Origin of the sequence: Chryseobacterium binzhouense (assembly GCF_007474545.1) — a bacterium.
GTDB lineage: Bacteria > Bacteroidota > Bacteroidia > Flavobacteriales > Weeksellaceae > Chryseobacterium > Chryseobacterium binzhouense.
This window is the reverse complement of the sequence record NZ_VKOG01000007.1, coordinates 75,858-94,485: the sequence shown is the minus strand read 5'-3', so window position 1 is coordinate 94,485 and position 18,628 is coordinate 75,858. Positions and strand designations below refer to the sequence as shown.

The window sequence follows — 18,628 nt, the reverse complement described above, 5'->3', positions numbered from 1 at the left end:
TTTTTTTTTATAAAAAATACAGTTATTAATGATGTTTTGTCAAAAAATAATTAAATTTGATGAAACAATATTATTATGAGGAGAATTTTACTAATTTTTTCATTATTGCTAATAACAACGAACCATTACTATTCTCAAACTCCTGAGTCTAGAAAACAGCAGAAAAAAACGCTCTCTGCAATGTCAAAAAAAGCAGGGGCTTTTATTGATGTAAATGCACCAGGCTATCCGGAAACAGATTTTTCTCCGTTGCAGCTTGTGAAAGATGTATTAATATCATCAGGGACAAATACATGTTTAGTTCCCAATGTTTCTAATGTAACAGTAACTCCTAATTTACCTGTTACCAACAACAACCGATCTTGGGGCTATTTTCACAGAGGAACTACCAACTTTCCTTTCAAAGACGGGATCATCCTATCCACAGGCTTTGCTAGAAATGCAGGAAATACAGGCGCAACCGGAACATTAAGTGATAATAATACAGGGGGAAGTGATCCTGATCTTGCCGCAGCAATAGGAGTCTCTGGTACTCTTACGAATGCTGCTGTACTTGAATTTGATTTTGTACCTACAACTTCTCAGATTAAATTTAATTATTTACTGGCATCTGAAGAGTACACAGGTTCTTTTCCGTGTAGTTATGCAGATGCTTTTGCATTGTTATTGAGACCGGTAGCTGGAGGACCTTATGTTAACATGGCTGTTCTTCCGGGTGGAGCAGGTCCGGTGAGTGTAACAAATATTCGTCCTGAAATTCCGGGATCTTGCGGAGCAGCAAACCCAGCTTATTTTGGAGGTTTTAACACAGCCAATATTGAAACTAATTTTTACGGAAGAACGATTCCGCTTACTGCAACTGCAACGGTAGTACCGGGACAGGCTTATCATTTTAAAATGGTTGTTGCTGATTTCGGACCTTTTGGTGCGGATTCCTCTTATGATACAGCAGTATTTTTAGAGGGCGGCTCATTTAATATCGGGGTAGAATTATTAGATAATACAGGGGCAACTTTACCTAATGAAATTAATGTATGTGATAAAGTTCCTACTGTCTTGACGGCTTCTGTTAATGACCCTATTATGACTTTTCAGTGGTTCTACGGAACGACTCCTATTCCTGGAGCTACTACCAATACAATTACAGCAATAGAACCGGGAGTATATACTGTTGAAGTAAGTGTTCCGGGGAATCCGTGTCCAGGAAAAGCATCTATAACGATTAACGGAGGAACTACACCTCTCGGGCAGAATGCAACGTACCTGCTTTGTAGTACACCGGATATTACCACCTTTGATTTGAACGGAGCAAAACCGCTCATGAGTCCAACGCCCAATGCTACATTTCATTTTTACGAAAATTTAGCTGATGCTCAGGTAAAAAATAATGCTTTCATTACTAATGTAGCCAACTATAACGGAGCTGACGGACAGATTTTATATGTCGTTATTTCCGATGGAGGATTCTGTAGTGTTTTGGTTGAACTTACGCTACACCGTGAAGTTACCCCTGTTGCAGGATTATTGCCAGACAGAATAAGGGTTTGCGCAGGAGAAACTGTTACGCTTACAGCATCAGGCGGTGTTACTTATGAATGGGTAAATTTTACTGGAAGCGGAAATACACAAACCGTTCCTGTTTATCAGACCACTACATTTGAAGTTTATGCAATCGGAACAAAAGGTTGTAAATCATTACAGCCTGCCAGATTTACGGTAGAAGTAATTCCTGCAGTAAGCACTACTTTGCAGGATGTTGAGATGTGTATTGGTGACAGTTTAGTCTTAGACGCGGGTGCGGGAGATAATTATTCTTATTTATGGAGCACAGGTGCCACTACACAGACGATTACGGTTACAGAATTAGGTATTTATAAAGTTATTATTAAAAATGGAATCTGCGAAAACGAATTTACTGTTAAAGTTCACGGAGCAGCATCTCCTTATATTACCAGCCTGAATTACGAAAACAATATCCTTACTGTAACTGCAGCAAACCCTACCATAAACAATATTTCTGTAAATCTGGAATATTCTTTAGATGGAGTTTTGTGGCAGGATTCTAATGTCTTTACGGGTCTTTTAGATAATACAAACTACACAGTAAGAGTTCGTTCCAAAGGCACAAGCTGTGCCGGAAGTATTGAATTCTTCACTTTACAGATCAACAATATCATTACCCCTAATCAGGATGGTGTGAATGATGTTTTAGATTTAACGTCTTTAACGGGCTTCAAAAATTTCAATGGTTCTATTTATGACAGATATGGAGTTGAGGTTTTCAGATTTACAAAAGAAACGCCAATCTGGAACGGAACCGTTGGAGGTAAAAAATTACCTACTGCAACCTACTGGTATAAATTCAACTTTGAGTACAGCAAGTCTAAAACTCAAATGAACAGGTCAGGATGGATTATGCTGAAAAACAGAGAATAAAAATAAATTTTAACAAACAAAAAATGCCTTTCAAATCTGAGAGGCATTTTTTTGTTTTTAGATGTTGTCTTTCCAGAGTCTTGTAAACAAAATAAAGTCTGAAACACTGAGTTCTTCAGCTCTTTTATCTAAAAATTCATGAGTTTTTAAAGCATCAGGAATAGTAAGAATTTTCAGGGCATTGGAAAGTTTTTTTCTTCTTTGGTTAAAACCTGCTTTTACAATTTGTTTAAAAAGAATTTCGTTTCCGGTAAGTCCTTCTTTGGGATTTCTTGTCAGTTTAATCACCCCCGACTTTACTTTAGGAGGAGGATTGAATACATTTTCATGTACTGTAAAAAGATATTTCACATCATAATAAGCCTGAATCAAAACTGACAGAATGCCATAATCTTTCGTTCGCGGCACCGCTGCCGTTCTTTCAGCCACTTCTTTCTGAAACATCCCTACCATTTCGGGAATCAGCTCATAATGATCTATAATTTTGAATAAAATCTGAGAAGAAATATTGTATGGAAAGTTGCCGATAATTGCAGTTTGTTCCTGAGGAGAATCCAAAAAATCATACTTCAGAAAGTCACCTACAAAACTTTTTTCGGTGATTTTAGAATAATTGTCTTTAAGATATTCAATAGATTCATGATCAATCTCTGCAAGATAAAGGTGCTGTTCTTTTTCGATGAGATATTTGGTAAGAACTCCCATTCCCGGACCCACTTCAAGGATGTTGCTGTAATTATCAAAACTCAGTCCCTCAACAATTTTCCTTGCGATATTTTCGTCAGTCAAAAAGTGTTGACCGAGATGTTTTTTTGCTTTTACACTCAAAGTTTTTTATGATTTCGTTAACAATGATTTTCTTTAATTCGTCCCAAATTTCGGAAGTTTTTTTCTAATTTAGCCAAAAATTTTAATATTAATGGCTAAATCGGTAGATGACTTTAATAAGAGAAGGCTTAGATCCAGCAATATTACCGTAGTAGTAAGTATTGCTCTGGTATTGTTTTTACTGGGATTAATGGGACTTATTCTGATCAATGCACAGAAATATTCGGATTACCTTAAAGAACAGCTTGTAGTAAACGCATACTTTGATGAAAACTATGATATTAAAGATTCTGCTAAAATAGCTAAGCTGGAAGCTGATGCAGTACAGCAAATTCAGAAAATGGAATCTGTAAAGCGTACCAAGTATATTTCAAAAGCAATGGCAACCGCTGAAGCCAAAAAAAGTCTGGGAATTGATACAGAAGCATTGTTTGAAGACGATATTTACCCTGCTTCCGTAGAAATTGCACTGAAACCGGAATATAATGATTCTATTAAAATTACAGGTGTTCTCCAGCAGATAAAGGCGGTTCCGGGAATCACCGATGTAAAAAACGATTCAGATTCACAACAGATTTATGATAAGCTTAATAAAATTTTAAAGTGGATTTTAGCTTTTTGCGTACTGTTTTTAGTATTGGCAATTGTTCTGATTAATAATTCTATTCGTCTTAAAGTTTTCTCAAAAAGATTTATTATCAAAACAATGCAGCTTGTAGGAGCTAAACGCAGGTTTATTTTAACACCATTCATTAAAGAAGCTGTTATTTTAGGATTATTGGGAGCTGTGATTGGATTAATGGCATTGTCAGGAATCTGGTATTACTTTACAACAACCATCAAGACGCCTTTTGTACAGGATACCAATCAGTATATCTGGCTCGTTTCGGGAGTATTTGGAGTAGGAATATTCATTACGGTTTTAAGTACAATCATTGCAACATGGAGGTTTCTGAGATCTAATGTTGATGACTTATATTATTCATAAAAAATGAGCAAAAAAACAAATAAATTCTCTGCTACAGACTTTGGAAGCGAGACGGAAGCACCGAAGGAAAATAACTTTTATTTCGGAAAAGATAATTTCAAGTGGATGCTGATCGGCATTGCATGTATTGTAGCCGGTTTTCTGCTGATGATGGGACCAGATGCCAATACTGTTGACGGTAAGTTTAATCCTGATGTCTGGAATGATGATATTTTCTCCATCAGAAGAATAAGAATAGCACCGCTGCTTATCGTCATAGGATTTGGAATAGAAGTCTACGCGATTTTGAAAAGAAAATAGAAATATAATTTTTTTTATAGAGATTAAGAAGTTCAGAATTTAAGGCAAGTGTCTTAATACCTAAATTTCTTAATCTTTTAATTTAATCACCAAAAATGGATTTAGTAAAAGCAATCATTATTGCCATCATAGAAGGACTTACAGAATATTTACCAATTTCATCTACTGCTCACATGGGATTTACAGCCAGCTTATTAGGGCTGAAAGAAGATGAATTTCTCAAAATGTTTCAGGTTTCCATACAGTTTGGTGCCATTCTGTCTGTGGTAGTAGCTTATTGGAAAAAGTTTTTTGATCTGAAAAATCTGCAGTTTTATTACAAACTCGGCTTTGCCGTAATTCCGGCTTTGGTTTTAGGATATATTTTTGATGATATGATAGAATCTGTTCTTGGCAACCAGATTGCAATTTCCACAGTTTTGGTTTTAGGAGGGGTGATCCTGTTATTTGCAGATCAATGGTTTAAAAATCCTGTTATTCATGACGAAAAAGGAATTTCTATTAAAAAAGCAGTGACGATTGGCTTTTGGCAATGTCTTGCAATGATGCCGGGAACCAGCAGAAGTGCTGCTTCTATTATTGGTGGAATGACGCAGGGATTATCAAGAAAAGCAGCCGCCGAATTTTCTTTCTTTCTGGCAGTACCTACCATGTTGGCGGTAACAGTATATTCGGTTTTTGTGAAAACCTGGGGCAAAGAAACAGGAAACCCGATGAAAGGTTACGAAATGATTTTAGAATCTCAGGAACACATCACCATCTTTATTGTAGGTAATATCGTAGCATTTGTGGTGGCATTAATTGCCATCAAAGCGTTCATCGGAGTTTTAAACAAATACGGTTTCAAACCTTGGGGATGGTATCGTATTTTTGTAGGAATTGCTTTGCTGATTTATTTTTACTGGTTCAAATAATACTTCCGGAATAAATTATTAATAATGATTTGGGCAGCAATTTCCGTCTTCCACTCCCGCTTTTTTGCCTTCGTTTCTCTTCGGCAAAAAGAGCTCCGTTCAAGCCGGCTGCAAAGTAGTGCTTATCAATATATGAACTTCAATAATAGTACAGATCTAAAGATATTAACATAGAAATGACAGCCGAAGAATTACAGTCAGGACACATATTTTTATTAGACAAGCCTTTAGATTGGACTTCTTTTCAGGCGGTCAATAAAATGAAATATAAGCTCAAAAGAGAATTTAATCTGCCGAAAAAATTCAAAATAGGTCATGCCGGAACCTTAGATCCGAGAGCAACGGGACTTCTCATTGTATGCACAGGTAAATTCACCAAAAAAATTCCCGAAATTCAGGACGCACCTAAAGAATACTGGACAGAAATTAAAATCGGTGTACAGACTGAATCTTACGACACCGAAAAACCTGAGATTCTTCATCAGGACATTTCAAATATCACAGAAGATAATGTAAAAAGTGTTTTAGATCAGTTTTTAGGCGAAATAGATCAAAAGCCACCCATCTTTTCTGCCATTAGAATTGATGGCGCAAGAGCGTATAATCTGGCAAGAGCAGGAGAGGAAGTAGAGATGAAATCCAGGAAAACAACCATTCATTATATAAAAGATGTTGAAATCAATTTTCCTCTGGTGAGTTTTACGGTAGGCTGTTCAAAAGGTACTTATATCAGAAGTTTAGCCCACGATATTGGTCAGAAACTGGATGTTGGAGCTTACCTTACTCAATTGAGAAGGACAAAAATCGGGGATTATACCGTTGAGGATGCCACAGATCAGTTTTTAAGTAATGATTACAGATTTAGTCATGAATAAATTTTGATAAGTTTTAAATAATTATTCTACGAAACAATTTTTCTAATGGAAAAAACACGTATCAACAAATATCTTTCAGAAGTAGGTTATTGCTCAAGAAGAGCTGCGGATAAACTTTTAGAAGAAGGCAGAATAAAGATTAATGGTAATATTCCTGAACTCGGAACAAAAATTTCAGACGAAGATCTTGTAGAAGTTGACGGGAAACCTATCCGTGAACCTCAGGAAAAGCATGTGTACATTGCATTCAACAAACCTGTGGGAATAGTTTGTACTACAGACACTAGGAGAGAAAAAAACAATATTGTAGATTATATCAATCATCCGAAAAGAATTTTCCCGATTGGGAGGTTAGATAAACCAAGTGAAGGTCTTATCCTTCTTACTTCGGATGGAGATATCGTTAATAAAATTCTTAGGGCAAGAAATAATCACGAAAAAGAATATCTTGTAAGAGTTGATAAGCCCATCAATCCTAAATTTCTGGAGAAAATGAGGAACGGAGTTCCTATTTTAGACACTGTTACCAAAAAGTGTGAAGTAGAAAAAATTGATGATATGACCTTCCGTATTGTATTGACACAGGGCTTAAACCGTCAGATCAGAAGAATGTGTGAATATCTGGGATTTGAAGTAAAAAAACTGAAGCGTATCAGAATTATGAATATCAAATTAGATTTACCTGTTGGAAAATGGAGAGATCTTTCAGATGAGGAAATGAATACGCTTAACCATCTTTTACAGGATTCCAGCAAAACTTTTAATTAAACTAAAAACGAATACAACGATTGTTCATCAATCTTCTTTCACTACTGCTTCACGTTCTCCGTCTTCGTTTTTTCCTTCTTCAATCATTTCTTCAGCTTCCTTTTTTTCTTCAGGATCGGCTGTTTCAATCTTTTCTTCCTGTTCAGTGTTTTTATAATCAATAAAGAATTCACAATAAACCGGAAGATGATCTGAACCAAAATTTTCTAAGGTTTTTAGTTCTTCAATAAAAATATCTTCGCTGTGAAACATCAGATCAATGGGAAATCTGAATAATTTATATTTTGCATGAAATGTTGATACAAAAGCACGACCAATTCTGGGATCAATCAGTTCGCTGGTTTTTCTGAATAAAATGGAAGATTTAGACCACGCTACATTATTAAAATCTCCTACAACAATTACTGGCTTGTTAATTTCTATAACTCTTTTTGCGGTACATAAAAGATCGCCGTCTCTTTCCTTAGATGTTTCTTCCTCAGTAGGACTTGGCGGTGGCGGATGAATTCCGAAAAATACGAATCTAAAACCGTCATCAGTTTTCAAATGTGCTTCAATGCTCGGAATATCATCTGCAACGAAAAAGTGGGTTGTAGATTCTTCAATTTTAATTCTGGAATAAAAATGCATTCCGTAGGTATTTTCCAGCGTTACTTTATGGTGATATGGATAATCTTTCTCCAAAACCCGTAAAGCGTTTTCCCAATCGCTGTTACTTTCCATTGTTAAAAACATCTCAGGTTTACAGTTGTTGATAAGATCAATAAATCTTTGATAATCTGTATTGAACTGATAAATATTGGCAGATATAAAATGAACTTTTTTAGATGAATTTTTTCCACGCTCATGTTTTCTTACCCGGTAAAGTGGTGTGTATTTGACGAGAATCAGACCGTGATAGACAATAAGCAACAGAAGAAACCCCTGAAAATACCAAAAATATGAGATTGAACTTTTGATCGCAAAACCCATCAGAAAAACCAAAAATGTAATAATAGTTACCTGAATTTTTCCAAAATCAGGAACTCTGAAAACCCAATGCTGACTTGGGATTCTGGGAAATGCAGAAAAAAGAAACAACAGTATAACAAGAATATAATAAACAGTCGGCATGTAATTTAATAAAGAGATAAATTTAAGCTATTTTTGGCTGATTTTATAATAATCAGATTTAAACTTTATTCATTAAAACAAAAACTGTTCTCAAATTTTTTTAATTTTAAACTTTTAATGATTATTTCAAGAAATTACATTATTTTGAATAGTAACCTAAAAAATATCCTTGATATGAGAAAAAAAATGCTATATATATTTATTCTGGTAAGCAGTTTCTGCTTTGGACAGACTTCTGATGAGCATTCTGTGAAAGAAGTCATCAATTCGTTATTTACAGGAATGAAAAATACAGATGCTGAAACAGTAAAAGCTTTGTTTACAGATCAAGCGATACTGCAGACAATTACCAAAGATGGGAATGTAAAAACAGATGATGTGAGAGAATTTCTTTCCTCATTTTCTAAATTTTCTAAAAATGATCTGGACGAAAGAATAGTTTTTAAAAGTATCAGCATTGATGGTGATTTGGCGAGTGTTTTCACGCCATATTCGTTTTACTTTAAAGGCAATTTTTCACATTGCGGAGCCAACAGCTTTCAGTTGATAAAACAAAATGGAACATGGAAAATCCATTATTTGATTGATACCAGAAGAAAAGAAAACTGCAAAGAAATTTTAAAATGAAAATCCATCATATCGCTGTTATCTGCTCAGATTACGAAGTTTCTAAAAGGTTTTATACTGAAACTTTGGGCCTAAATATTCTTCAGGAAGTTTATCGCAAAGAAAGACAGTCTTATAAATTAGATTTGGGAATAGGAGAGGAGTATGTCATCGAACTTTTTTCATTTCCCAGTCCACCAAAACGACCCTCAAGACCGGAAGCCTGCGGATTAAGACATTTGGCATTTTCTGTAGAAAACATTCACAATAAAAGAGAAGAATTGATTGGTAAAGGCTTAAAATGCGAGGAAATCCGTATTGATGAATTTACCGGAAAAGAATTTTTCTTTACGCAGGATCCTGATGAATTGCCACTGGAGTTTTATGAATCATAGACCTGAACATACAGCGCTCAGAGATTGATTTATGATTATTTAATATCGAATATTAAAATTTTAAAATCAAATTTTAACTTGCGTATCCTGTAAAAAAACTAATTGCCATAATTGCCAAAACAATCATGGAAATTACAACATATACATAATCTTTTTCTTTCAAATATCCAATCAGGGCAAAAATAATCCTCATTAACGGGGTAAAGATCAGCATCAGAATTCCAAGCTGTATAATTGCCATTCCCTCACCTTTCATCAAGGTTTCCCAAAAATGGCTCCAGACCTTTTCTGAAGAATTTCCCATATCGAGCATGGTGTACTTTCTCGGCATCTTAAAGCCTTCCATAAAAAGCTTTACAAAACCGATTAAAGAAGTGGTAACCGACAAAATAACTCCTAAACGAAGAAGATTTCCTACGGAACGGTTGAGGTCTATATCTGTAAAATCTTTGCTCATGAGAAATTGCTTCTGATCCCGTTATACATCATATATACCGATAGAATCGTAATTACGATGGCGAAAAATGTTTTCAGTTTTTTTGTTTTGGAAACCATTAATGTTTTAGATCCTATAAAACTTCCTACCACTACACCCACCAAAACCGGAGCTACAATGACAGGGATGATTTCGCCTCGTTGAAAATAGATCAGTGAGCTTGCAACCGCAGTTACTCCGATCATAAAATTACTTGTTGTCGTAGAAACTTTGAAAGGAAGTCTCATCATATTGTCCATTGCCAAAACCTTCAACGCCCCGGAACCGATTCCTAAAAGTCCGGACATAGCTCCTGCAAACATCATCATAAAAAAACCGGGAATTGTATTTCTTGCAGCATAGCTTTTTATAACTCCTTTATCGGGAAAAGTTCCGTATAATTTAAGTCGGTCTTCAAGACTTCCTTTGATTAAAGGTTCCTGATGATCCGGCTTTCCTTTTAGATTCAATATCACGGTCAGCAAAAGAATGCTGGCAAAAATAATTCCGATGGTATTGGGATTCAGCATTCCGGAAACCAAAGCTCCTACGATAGCTCCTGCTGTAGTGGCTATTTCCAGAAACATTCCGATCCGCATATTGGTAAATCCTTCTTTTACAAAAGCCACCGCAGCTCCGGAAGAGGTTCCGATTACCGAAATAAGAGATGCGCCAATTGCATAATGCATCGGAACTCCGAAACCCAGTGTCAATAAAGGGATGATGATAACCCCGCCTCCTAAACCTGTAAGTGAACCTAAAAGACCTGCTGAAATAGCGCCAAGAAAAAGTATGATAATCTCCGACATGTTACAAATATAAAACTATTGAGGTTTTCAGACAAACAAACTTCAAAGTTTATTTTTTGCCGTATTTTTGCACCATGAATACTTCATTAAAACTCTTCTACGTGATTTTGGGAGCAACTCCCCAAGGCAGAAATATTGAGCAGCACGATGTTTTTTTTGGCATTGCAGAAAGCCTTAGAGAACTTGTTCCGGACATGAAAGAATTCTGGAAGGAAGCGAAAGGGAATATTCATATCGACGGTTATCAGGAAGTGCGGTTTGCGGATGGATTTGAGATTAATATTATTGAAAAGACTGATCAGGTGTCAGAAAACCAACTGTATTTTATCAATCTGGGTGGTTATAAAGCAGGCTTTTTTCAGGAGTTTCACGAGCAGCATTTAATGGTAGGAAATTCTATGGCTGAAATTGTAAAAAAAGCAAAAAAGACCCAGTTCTATAAAACGATGGGCTTTGAAGGTGCAGTAAGTCATATTGACGACAAACACGGAGTTGATATTGATGATATCTTTAAAGTAAACGATATTCTTCCTCAAAAAATGAAAGAAAAATATTCAATTGTTTTGACAAAACCTGAGGCAGAAAACCAGGAGAATATAACAAAGATCGGATATTTTAAAATTGACAAAGTATAGTTTCTTTGATCATTAAATAAACTTAATAATAAATCATAATAAAAATGAAAATAGGAATCTTAGGAGGCGGTCAGCTGGGACGAATGCTGATTCAGGAAGCGTTGAAATACGACGATGAATTTTATACATTAGATCCGGCTTATGATGCGCCTTGTCATAATATTTCATATTTTACTCAAGGAAACTTCAATGATTACGAAACTGTTCTTGAATTTGGAAAAGATAAAGATGTAGTTACCATCGAGATAGAACATGTTAACGCTGATGCTTTGGCTGAACTTGAGAATCAAGGAATAAAAGTAGTTCCCAATTCCAAAATTATTAAAACAATTCAACAGAAAATACTTCAGAAAAAATTCTATCAGGAGCATAATATTCCAAGCCCTGAATTTGAAGTGATGGATGGAAGCTCTGACGAGATAAAAATGCCGCTCCCTTTCGTACAGAAAATGAATACAGGCGGTTATGACGGAAAAGGAGTTCAGGTAATCCGTACCAATGAAGATATGAAAAACCTTTGGACTCAGGATTCCGTTCTTGAAAAACTGGTGGATATTGATAAAGAACTTTCGGTAATTGTTGCCAGAAACGAAAACGGAGAAACCCAGACTTTCCCGGTAACGGAAATGGTGGCAGATCCGAAATTAAATTTGCTTGATTTTAATATTTGTCCGGTATTGTTGAGTAAAGATGTTGAGAATCAGATTAATTCTATAACTGAGAAATTTCTTAATGCAGTCAATTCTCCGGGACTTTTTGCCATTGAATTGTTTTTGGATAAAGAAGGAAAAGTCTGGGTAAATGAAACTGCTCCGAGGCTTCATAATTCGGGACATCAAAGTCAGGAAGGAAATGCCAATTCACAGTTTGAGCAGATGTATCGTGTTGTGAAAAATTTACCTTTAGCAGATACCGATACTCTTACATTCAGCGGAATGCTTAATCTTGTAGGAGCAGAAGGATATTCCGGAAAAGTAATTTATGAAGGAATGGAAGAAGTGTTGCAATTACCCAAAACCTACGTTCATCTGTATGGAAAAACAGAAACCAAACCGGGACGAAAAATGGGACACATTAATGTTTTGGCAGATTCCAGAGAAGAACTGATGGAAAAATTGATTAAAGTAAAAGCAATGGTAAGAGTCATTGCTTAGAGAATTATAATATATTGATAGAGACTGTTTTTTGAACAGTCTTTTTTATTTATCAACTATTTTAGGATAATCTACCGACCATTTTTTTTCCTGCGAAATATAAATCAGATAAGGACCTTCGAAGCCATTGGGATAATAGAGTTCGTAATTTCCCATGTTGTCTTTCCTGTAAATTGGTCTTCCGGTCTCATCTTTCTGTAATCCTATTTTTTCTAAAGTCTGCCAGTCATTTACTTCAGGGAGTTTACTGCTGGTTTTTTTATAGTTTTCTATATTCTGAATAATGATATTTCCATTTTCAATATCAGATTTTCTGGTGATTTCTATCGGAAGATTCCAGTAAATAGTCAAGGAAATGATAATTAAAACTATAACGGAAAGGGTGAAAATCAATGTTTTTTTCATTGCAATTGAGTTTTTATAAAGCTATTCAATTTTTTTCTTTTTAAACATTTCACGATTATAATTGATCACAAAAACTCCCAAAATAATAAAAAATGCGGCAATAATAAATTTAGCTGAAATTTGTTCACCTAAAAGAAGCCAGCTCAGAAATATGGAAATAATAGTATTCACATAGGATAAAATAGAAACCTGTACTGCAGAAACTCTCGTTAATGCATAATGAAATGCAAAAAAAGCAGCTACTGATCCAAATATCGCCAGATAAATCATAGCCGAAATACTTTTTGCACTCCATTGGTCAAACTGATAATCATCTGTTAGCGAGAAAGCAAAGCAGAGCTGTATAATTCCTGCAAATATGAACTGGTAAAATAGATTGAGTGTAATATTTTTGCTCTGAATATTAAGTTTTTTGGTAAAAATGGTTCCGGAAGCCCATCCTCCGATGGCAATAATAAGATAAAAAATTCCCATTCTGTAGGCAGGATTTGCCATATCTGAAATTCCGTCCCAAAAGATAAACAGGATTCCGAAAAAACTTAATGCAACTCCTATTAAAGCCCGAATGCTGAATTTTTGCAGTCCGAAAGCGACACTGCCGAGGAAGACAACAATTGGCGAACACGCACTTATCAAAGATGTGAGGCTGCTGGTAACTTCTTCTTCAGCTACCGTAGTCATACCGTTGGCTACGATCAGCATTAATATTGAAAAAATGATTTGATAGCCAAAGTTTTTCCACCCGATCCATTCTAGTTTTTTCTGATACAGTAAAATGATAAGCATGATAATTCCTGCCAAAAACTGTCTTATTCCTGCAACAAACCATGCCGGGATCGTTTCCACCGCCACTCTGATGCCCAAAAAAGTAGTTCCCCAGACAATGGCAACGGTAAAAATCGCTAAAGTGAGTTTGTAATTTTTCAAAGTAAAACGAATCAAAGTGAAGCTGCAAAGGTATTTATTTTAAAATGAATAAAATATGATTGTCAGTTTTGTATCGGTTACCTGTATGTTAATATTACCCAATTTTAGTTAAAATTTACTGTAATTTGTAAATCAGTCCATTTTCTTATCTTTGAACATCTAATAAATTTAAAAAAATGATTGGAATCATCATGGGAAGTCAGAGCGACTTACCGGTAATGGAACAGGCAGCAAATTTTCTGAAATCTTTAGACATTCCGTACGAACTGACCGTAGTTTCTGCGCACAGAACTCCTGAAAGAATGTTTGATTATGCGAAATCAGCCAAAGAAAGAGGTCTTAAAGCAATCATCGCAGGAGCAGGCGGAGCGGCGCATCTTCCGGGAATGGTGGCAAGTTGTACTACTTTGCCTGTAATTGGGGTTCCTATTTTATCCAGCAATTCTATTGACGGATGGGACTCTGTTTTATCTATTTTACAAATGCCTGGTGGAATTCCGGTAGCAACAGTCGCTTTAAACGGAGCTTTGAATGCCGGTATTTTAGCCGCTAAAATTTTAGGAAGCGGAAATGAAAATGTAGCCGAAAAACTTCGGATTTATCAGGATTCTTTGAAAGATAAGGTTTTAGGAACTGTGGATGACATTAAAACGAAACATCCGAATTTGTATGATCTTTAACTTCGGACTATTTTTATAATTAAGATTATTTTTTACCACAACGAACACAATATTTATTCATAAAACTTATAAGTATTGTGTTTTTGGTGAAATCTTTCTTGCGACTGGTTAACCCATAGTGTGATAAATAACGAATATTCAAATTTTTGAAGTTAATACACAAGGAACACAGCATTTAAAATGTAGAAAGGTTTAGCTCATATCTTTCTTTAAATTCGTAATATAATAAGAAGGAGTTACGCCCGTTAATTTTTTGAAAGCAGTTACAAAAACTTTAGGCGAAGAAAAACCGCTTTCTTCTGCCAGATAATTAATCTTAAACTCTCTGTATTGCTTATTTTCATACAATTTATGTATAATATATATGATTTTTAGATCATTAATATATGTGTTGAATGTTATTTAAGTACATGATTAATTTTAATTACTTTATCAAATTAAACTCAAAATATTTTTCTTGATAACAATTATTTAGTTCCAACCATGTTTTTATAAATCTTTCCATCCTTGATGATCAGAAGAAAATTCTTTTCAGGATCAGCAATCAACGATAGGTCTTTTAGAGGATTGCCATCAACCAGTAACAAATCTGCCAAAGCTTTTTCCTCCACTACACCAAGCTTACCGGGATAAGGACTTCGCAAACCTGAAAGCTGTAAAAGCTCAGCGTTATCTTGTGTAACCATCTTTAAAATTTCAGCATTTGAAAACCATTTCTGAAGTCGTAATATGTAACTGTTTTGATCAGTGTTAAGTTCTGGTTCGAAGAGAAAATCTGTACCCCATGCCAATTTCACACCCAGTTTTTTTGCCAGTGGCCACACTCTATCCTGACCTTCCAAAACTGGTTTGCGTTTCTCCTTTCTCTGCTCATCCATATTGTCATTATTGTCCATTAAATTTTGAAGACTTAGCCAAACCTTTTTTTCTGCAAGGAGTTTCAAAGTTTCTTCATCAAGCATCTGACCATGCTCAATACACTTTACACCAGCTTCCACAGCTCGTCTTACAGCTCTTGGAGTGTAAGCGTGTACCATAACATAAGTTCCCCAGTCTTCTGCCGCCTCTACGGCTGCCTTCATTTCGTCCAAAGTATATTGTGTGACATCAATAGGATCATAGGCTGAAGAAGTACCTCCGCCAGCCATTAATTTAATTTGGCTTGCACCGAAACGAAGATTCTCTCGGGTAGCAGTTAGCACATCATCGCGTCCATCAGCAATAAAAGTAGCACCTAAAAGTTCTGCACGAGAAGCTTTACCAAAAAAACGGCGGGATCGTTCATTAGAAGTTCTGAAATCACCATGACCCGCAGTCTGGCTGATTACAGCTCCTGAAGGCCAAATGCGAGGACCTACTGTTTTACCTTTATCAATAGATGCTTTTAACGGAAAGATAGGACCTCCTGCGTCTCTAACACTAGTAAATCCACGCATTAGCATTTTTTGAGAAGATAATGCAACATTGTTAAGCAGGGTTTCTTCTGATATATCAGAAGAAGTCATTTGTGCCATAGTTAAAGCTCCAAATACCATATGAACATGAGCATCTATAAGTCCTGGCATCAGTGTTTTTCCTCTACCATTAATTTTTGTCAAATCTTCACTTTTTACCTTGATATTTTGATTGCTTATTTTTTGAATTAAGCCGTCATAAATCAGAACATTCATTGGAGCAGTCAATTCAGAGTTTTGATGATCCAATAATCTAACATTCTCGATTAGAATTTGCTTCGTTTGAGCAGTTGTTATACTTGTTGCGATAAAAAATGATACAATTAATAGTTTGAATGCCATTGTGGTAAATTATTTATTACTAGTACTAATATAATTAAAATTTAATAAAAATGCCACATAAATAGAATTTAAAAAATACTAAATATCAAAACTATAGATGTCAATTTAACAATCAATAAAATTAGTATTATTGATCTTATTGAAGTAGCTTTATAATACAGTATTAAAGATTTGCTGGAAAGAAATGCGCCAAGTTTGGTAAATGTATCTAATGATACTCGACGGAAAGTTTTTAGATAAAGCAACAAGCAGAAACTGTTATTATCAATTCTATATCAAAAGAAAAGACAGCTTGCGTTTTATAATAGTACAGTCAAGCCATTTTGAAAATTTTAAAATCCTATTTAGAAAAGTGATTTCATCATTTTTGATTCTGATTTTTTATACAAAAACTGCCTCGTAATTTACGAAGCAGTTTTATAAACGGTATTCACCAATCAGATGGGTTTATATATTTAATCTTCCATCATATTATCTCTTGTATTCTTTTGTACAGCAATTGCTCCGAATAATGCCAGTAAATATGCAAAACCATAAAATCCTTTTTCGCTGGGAAGAATCGTTGCATTCCAAAGCCCTACAGCCAGCAAAACGATAGAAGAGATTGTTGCAAACCAGCAAATTCCGTAATAGATGTCGGTAACTTTGATGTTTTCCATTCTGTCCCGAACGGCTTTTTGTAGAGAAACTACGGCAAATAATCCGTAAAGAAGGATAGTAAAATAATATCCTTTTTCGTTCAGCTCCATTTCAGCTCTTACCAAACCTACAATGTAGCCCACCATTCCTGCTCCCAAAGCAATCCATGAAGCTGCCACAAAAGCTCCTGAAACATTTTGTTTTTTCATAATCTGTTTTTTTTAGTTTATACTGACCCAAATATATTATTTTTAATTGAGAGTCTGTAATTTATCTTGTTTTTGTCACTAATCTTTGAAGAATATGATAAATATATAAATCATGCTGTATTTTCCATAGCCACGATAGAAGCGGCATCCTTTTTTGCTGTTTTCGGAGCAGAGCGGAGGGAACAGCAAAAAAGATATAGCGGATAGCGTGATAAAGCTCCTAAAAAATATAATGATAAAAAAACGCTCCGAAAAATTCCGAAGCGTTCTATTTTTGCTAATTGCTAATTATTAACTATTAATATCTGTAATATTCTGGCTTGAAAGGACCTTCCACTTTAACACCAATATAATCAGCCTGTTCAGGTGAAAGAACTTCAAGTTCAACGCTTAATTTTTTAAGGTGAAGAGCCGCTACTTTTTCATCTAAATGTTTTGGCAGCATATACACTTCGTTTCCGTACGCTTCAGAATTGTTCCAAAGTTCGATCTGAGCCAAAGTCTGGTTAGAAAAAGAGTTAGACATTACAAAAGACGGGTGACCTGTAGCACATCCAAGGTTTACCAATCTACCTTCAGCAAGAATGATAACTTCTTTGCCATCAATGTTATAGATGTCAACCTGTGGTTTCACTTCAGATTTTGTGTGACCATAGTTTTCGTTTAACCAAGCCATGTCGATTTCATTATCGAAGTGACCGATGTTACAAACGATTGCTTTGTCTTTCATTTTAAGGAAATGTTCTCCTCTTACAATATTGAAGTTACCCGTTGTTGTAATGATAATATCTGCGTTATCAACAACGGTATCCAATCTTTTTACTTCGTAGCCGTCCATTGCGGCTTGTAAAGCACAAATTGGGTCGATTTCTGTCACCGTAACGATAGAACCCGCTCCTCTGAAAGATGCAGCAGTACCTTTACCTACGTCTCCGTATCCGCAAACAACAACTCTTTTTCCGGCAAGCATTACATCTGTAGCTCTTCTTACTGCATCTACCGCAGACTCTTTACATCCGTATTTGTTATCAAATTTAGATTTTGTAACAGAATCATTTACATTGATTGCAGGCATTACCAAAGTTCCGTTCTTCATTCTTTCGTATAATCTGTGAACTCCGGTTGTTGTTTCTTCAGAAAGACCTTTGATTCCTGCAGTCAGTTCAGGATATTTATCAAAAACCATATTGGTTAAATCTCCACCATCATCCAAAATCATGTTCAGTGGTTTTCTGTCTTCGCCAAAGAAAATAGTCTGCTCGATACACCAGTCAAATTCTTCTTCATTAAGACCTTTCCACGCATAAACAGGGATTCCGGCAGCAGCAATAGCAGCAGCAGCATGATCCTGTGTAGAGAAGATGTTACAAGACGACCAGGTAACTTCTGCACCCAAAGCAACTAAAGTTTCAATTAAAACAGCAGTTTGAATCGTCATGTGAAGACATCCGGCAATTCTGGCTCCCTTTAATGGCTGAGACGGACCGTACTCTTCACGGATCGCCATCAAACCAGGCATTTCAGCTTCTGCTAATGTAATTTCTTTTCTTCCCCATTCTGCTAAGGAGATATCCTTCACTTTGTAAGGAATGTATTGTGTTGTTGTACTCATATCTTAATGATGATTAAATTATAAATTGAGCAACAAAATTACAACATATCTTTTAGATAAAAAA

General features: G+C 35.5%; 21 protein-coding genes. 11 read left to right on the top strand and 10 right to left on the bottom strand.

Annotation, left to right across the window (positions count from 1 at the left end; genetic code table 11):
- The first annotated feature begins 180 nt into the window (after positions 1-180).
- A complete protein-coding gene (locus FNE73_RS14960) occupies positions 181-2,436 on the top strand; it encodes a choice-of-anchor L domain-containing protein (RefSeq protein ID WP_228430147.1) in 2,256 nt (751 codons plus the stop codon).
- A gap of 57 nt (positions 2,437-2,493) precedes the next feature.
- Here FNE73_RS14960 and rsmA read toward each other — a convergent pair whose 3' ends face one another.
- The gene (gene rsmA / locus FNE73_RS14955) at positions 2,494-3,264 is read right to left on the bottom strand and encodes a 16S rRNA (adenine(1518)-N(6)/adenine(1519)-N(6))-dimethyltransferase RsmA (protein WP_143885366.1); all 771 of its coding nucleotides are present in this window, start codon (positions 3,262-3,264) and stop codon (positions 2,494-2,496) included.
- A 91-nt stretch (positions 3,265-3,355) separates the two neighbouring features.
- Here rsmA and FNE73_RS14950 point away from each other — a divergent pair, with 91 nt between their 5' ends.
- From FNE73_RS14950 to rluF, 5 genes are all read left to right on the top strand, one after another.
- Positions 3,356-4,252 carry a cell division protein FtsX gene (locus tag FNE73_RS14950; protein ID WP_143885365.1) on the top strand — a complete coding sequence of 299 codons (897 nt, stop codon included), beginning with the start codon at positions 3,356-3,358 and terminating at the stop codon, positions 4,250-4,252.
- 3 nt (positions 4,253-4,255) lie between these two features.
- Positions 4,256-4,552, top strand: a complete 297-nt coding sequence (locus FNE73_RS14945) for a DUF3098 domain-containing protein (RefSeq protein ID WP_143885364.1) — start codon at positions 4,256-4,258, stop codon at positions 4,550-4,552.
- Positions 4,553-4,647: 95 nt separating this feature from the next.
- On the top strand, positions 4,648-5,466 hold the full coding sequence (locus FNE73_RS14940) for an undecaprenyl-diphosphate phosphatase (protein WP_143885363.1): 819 nt from the start codon (positions 4,648-4,650) through the stop codon (positions 5,464-5,466).
- Positions 5,467-5,642: 176 nt separating this feature from the next.
- Positions 5,643-6,341, top strand: a complete 699-nt coding sequence (gene truB / locus FNE73_RS14935) for a tRNA pseudouridine(55) synthase TruB (RefSeq protein WP_143885362.1) — start codon at positions 5,643-5,645, stop codon at positions 6,339-6,341.
- Between the two features lie 45 nt (positions 6,342-6,386).
- A complete protein-coding gene (gene rluF, locus FNE73_RS14930; protein ID WP_143885361.1) occupies positions 6,387-7,109 on the top strand; it encodes a 23S rRNA pseudouridine(2604) synthase RluF in 723 nt (240 codons plus the stop codon).
- A 27-nt stretch (positions 7,110-7,136) separates the two neighbouring features.
- Here the strand turns inward: rluF and FNE73_RS14925 are convergent, their stop codons facing one another.
- The gene (locus tag FNE73_RS14925; protein WP_143885360.1) at positions 7,137-8,222 is read right to left on the bottom strand and encodes an endonuclease/exonuclease/phosphatase family protein; all 1,086 of its coding nucleotides are present in this window, start codon (positions 8,220-8,222) and stop codon (positions 7,137-7,139) included.
- A gap of 174 nt (positions 8,223-8,396) precedes the next feature.
- Between FNE73_RS14925 and FNE73_RS14920 the strand changes: the two genes are divergently transcribed.
- The gene (locus FNE73_RS14920) at positions 8,397-8,849 is read left to right on the top strand and encodes a nuclear transport factor 2 family protein (RefSeq protein ID WP_143885359.1); all 453 of its coding nucleotides are present in this window, start codon (positions 8,397-8,399) and stop codon (positions 8,847-8,849) included.
- Positions 8,846-9,223, top strand: a complete 378-nt coding sequence (gene gloA2, locus FNE73_RS14915) for an SMU1112c/YaeR family gloxylase I-like metalloprotein (RefSeq protein WP_143885358.1) — start codon at positions 8,846-8,848, stop codon at positions 9,221-9,223. The genes FNE73_RS14920 and gloA2 overlap by 4 nt, the downstream gene beginning before the upstream one ends.
- Positions 9,224-9,296: 73 nt before the next feature.
- Here gloA2 and FNE73_RS14910 read toward each other — a convergent pair whose 3' ends face one another.
- Positions 9,297-9,680 (bottom strand): DUF1634 domain-containing protein, encoded by a 384-nt coding sequence (locus FNE73_RS14910; RefSeq protein ID WP_143885357.1) that lies wholly within the window; start codon positions 9,678-9,680, stop codon positions 9,297-9,299.
- Positions 9,677-10,507, bottom strand: coding sequence for a sulfite exporter TauE/SafE family protein (locus FNE73_RS14905; protein WP_130915219.1), 831 nt, complete (start codon positions 10,505-10,507; stop codon positions 9,677-9,679). The genes FNE73_RS14910 and FNE73_RS14905 overlap by 4 nt, the downstream gene beginning before the upstream one ends.
- Before the next feature lie 74 nt (positions 10,508-10,581).
- On the opposite strand from FNE73_RS14905, the gene FNE73_RS14900 reads away from it, so the two are divergent.
- Together FNE73_RS14900 and FNE73_RS14895 are read left to right on the top strand one after the other, a co-directional pair.
- Positions 10,582-11,142: a DUF1543 domain-containing protein gene (locus FNE73_RS14900; protein WP_143885356.1), complete on the top strand. Its 561-nt coding sequence runs from the start codon at positions 10,582-10,584 to the stop codon at positions 11,140-11,142.
- A 44-nt stretch (positions 11,143-11,186) separates the two neighbouring features.
- Positions 11,187-12,296 carry a 5-(carboxyamino)imidazole ribonucleotide synthase gene (locus tag FNE73_RS14895; RefSeq protein ID WP_143885355.1) on the top strand — a complete coding sequence of 370 codons (1,110 nt, stop codon included), beginning with the start codon at positions 11,187-11,189 and terminating at the stop codon, positions 12,294-12,296.
- Between the two features lie 45 nt (positions 12,297-12,341).
- On the opposite strand, the gene FNE73_RS14890 is transcribed toward FNE73_RS14895, so the two are convergent.
- Positions 12,342-12,701, bottom strand: a complete 360-nt coding sequence (locus FNE73_RS14890) for a hypothetical protein (protein ID WP_143885354.1) — start codon at positions 12,699-12,701, stop codon at positions 12,342-12,344.
- Positions 12,702-12,722: 21 nt separating this feature from the next.
- A complete protein-coding gene (locus FNE73_RS14885; RefSeq protein ID WP_143885353.1) occupies positions 12,723-13,628 on the bottom strand; it encodes a DMT family transporter in 906 nt (301 codons plus the stop codon).
- Positions 13,629-13,804: 176 nt separating this feature from the next.
- On the opposite strand from FNE73_RS14885, the gene purE reads away from it, so the two are divergent.
- Positions 13,805-14,308 carry a 5-(carboxyamino)imidazole ribonucleotide mutase gene (purE, locus tag FNE73_RS14880; RefSeq protein ID WP_143885352.1) on the top strand — a complete coding sequence of 168 codons (504 nt, stop codon included), beginning with the start codon at positions 13,805-13,807 and terminating at the stop codon, positions 14,306-14,308.
- A gap of 192 nt (positions 14,309-14,500) precedes the next feature.
- On the opposite strand, the gene FNE73_RS14875 is transcribed toward purE, so the two are convergent.
- The 4 genes from FNE73_RS14875 to ahcY form a co-directional block, all read right to left on the bottom strand.
- Positions 14,501-14,710, bottom strand: coding sequence for a helix-turn-helix domain-containing protein (locus FNE73_RS14875; RefSeq protein ID WP_143885351.1), 210 nt, complete (start codon positions 14,708-14,710; stop codon positions 14,501-14,503).
- Between the two features lie 65 nt (positions 14,711-14,775).
- Positions 14,776-16,104: a metal-dependent hydrolase family protein gene (locus tag FNE73_RS14870; RefSeq protein ID WP_143885350.1), complete on the bottom strand. Its 1,329-nt coding sequence runs from the start codon at positions 16,102-16,104 to the stop codon at positions 14,776-14,778.
- Positions 16,105-16,559: 455 nt separating this feature from the next.
- A complete protein-coding gene (gene yiaA, locus FNE73_RS14865; protein ID WP_143885349.1) occupies positions 16,560-16,952 on the bottom strand; it encodes an inner membrane protein YiaA in 393 nt (130 codons plus the stop codon).
- Between the two features lie 298 nt (positions 16,953-17,250).
- A complete protein-coding gene (ahcY, locus tag FNE73_RS14860) occupies positions 17,251-18,564 on the bottom strand; it encodes an adenosylhomocysteinase (protein ID WP_143885348.1) in 1,314 nt (437 codons plus the stop codon).
- Between the last annotated feature and the right edge of the window lie 64 nt (positions 18,565-18,628).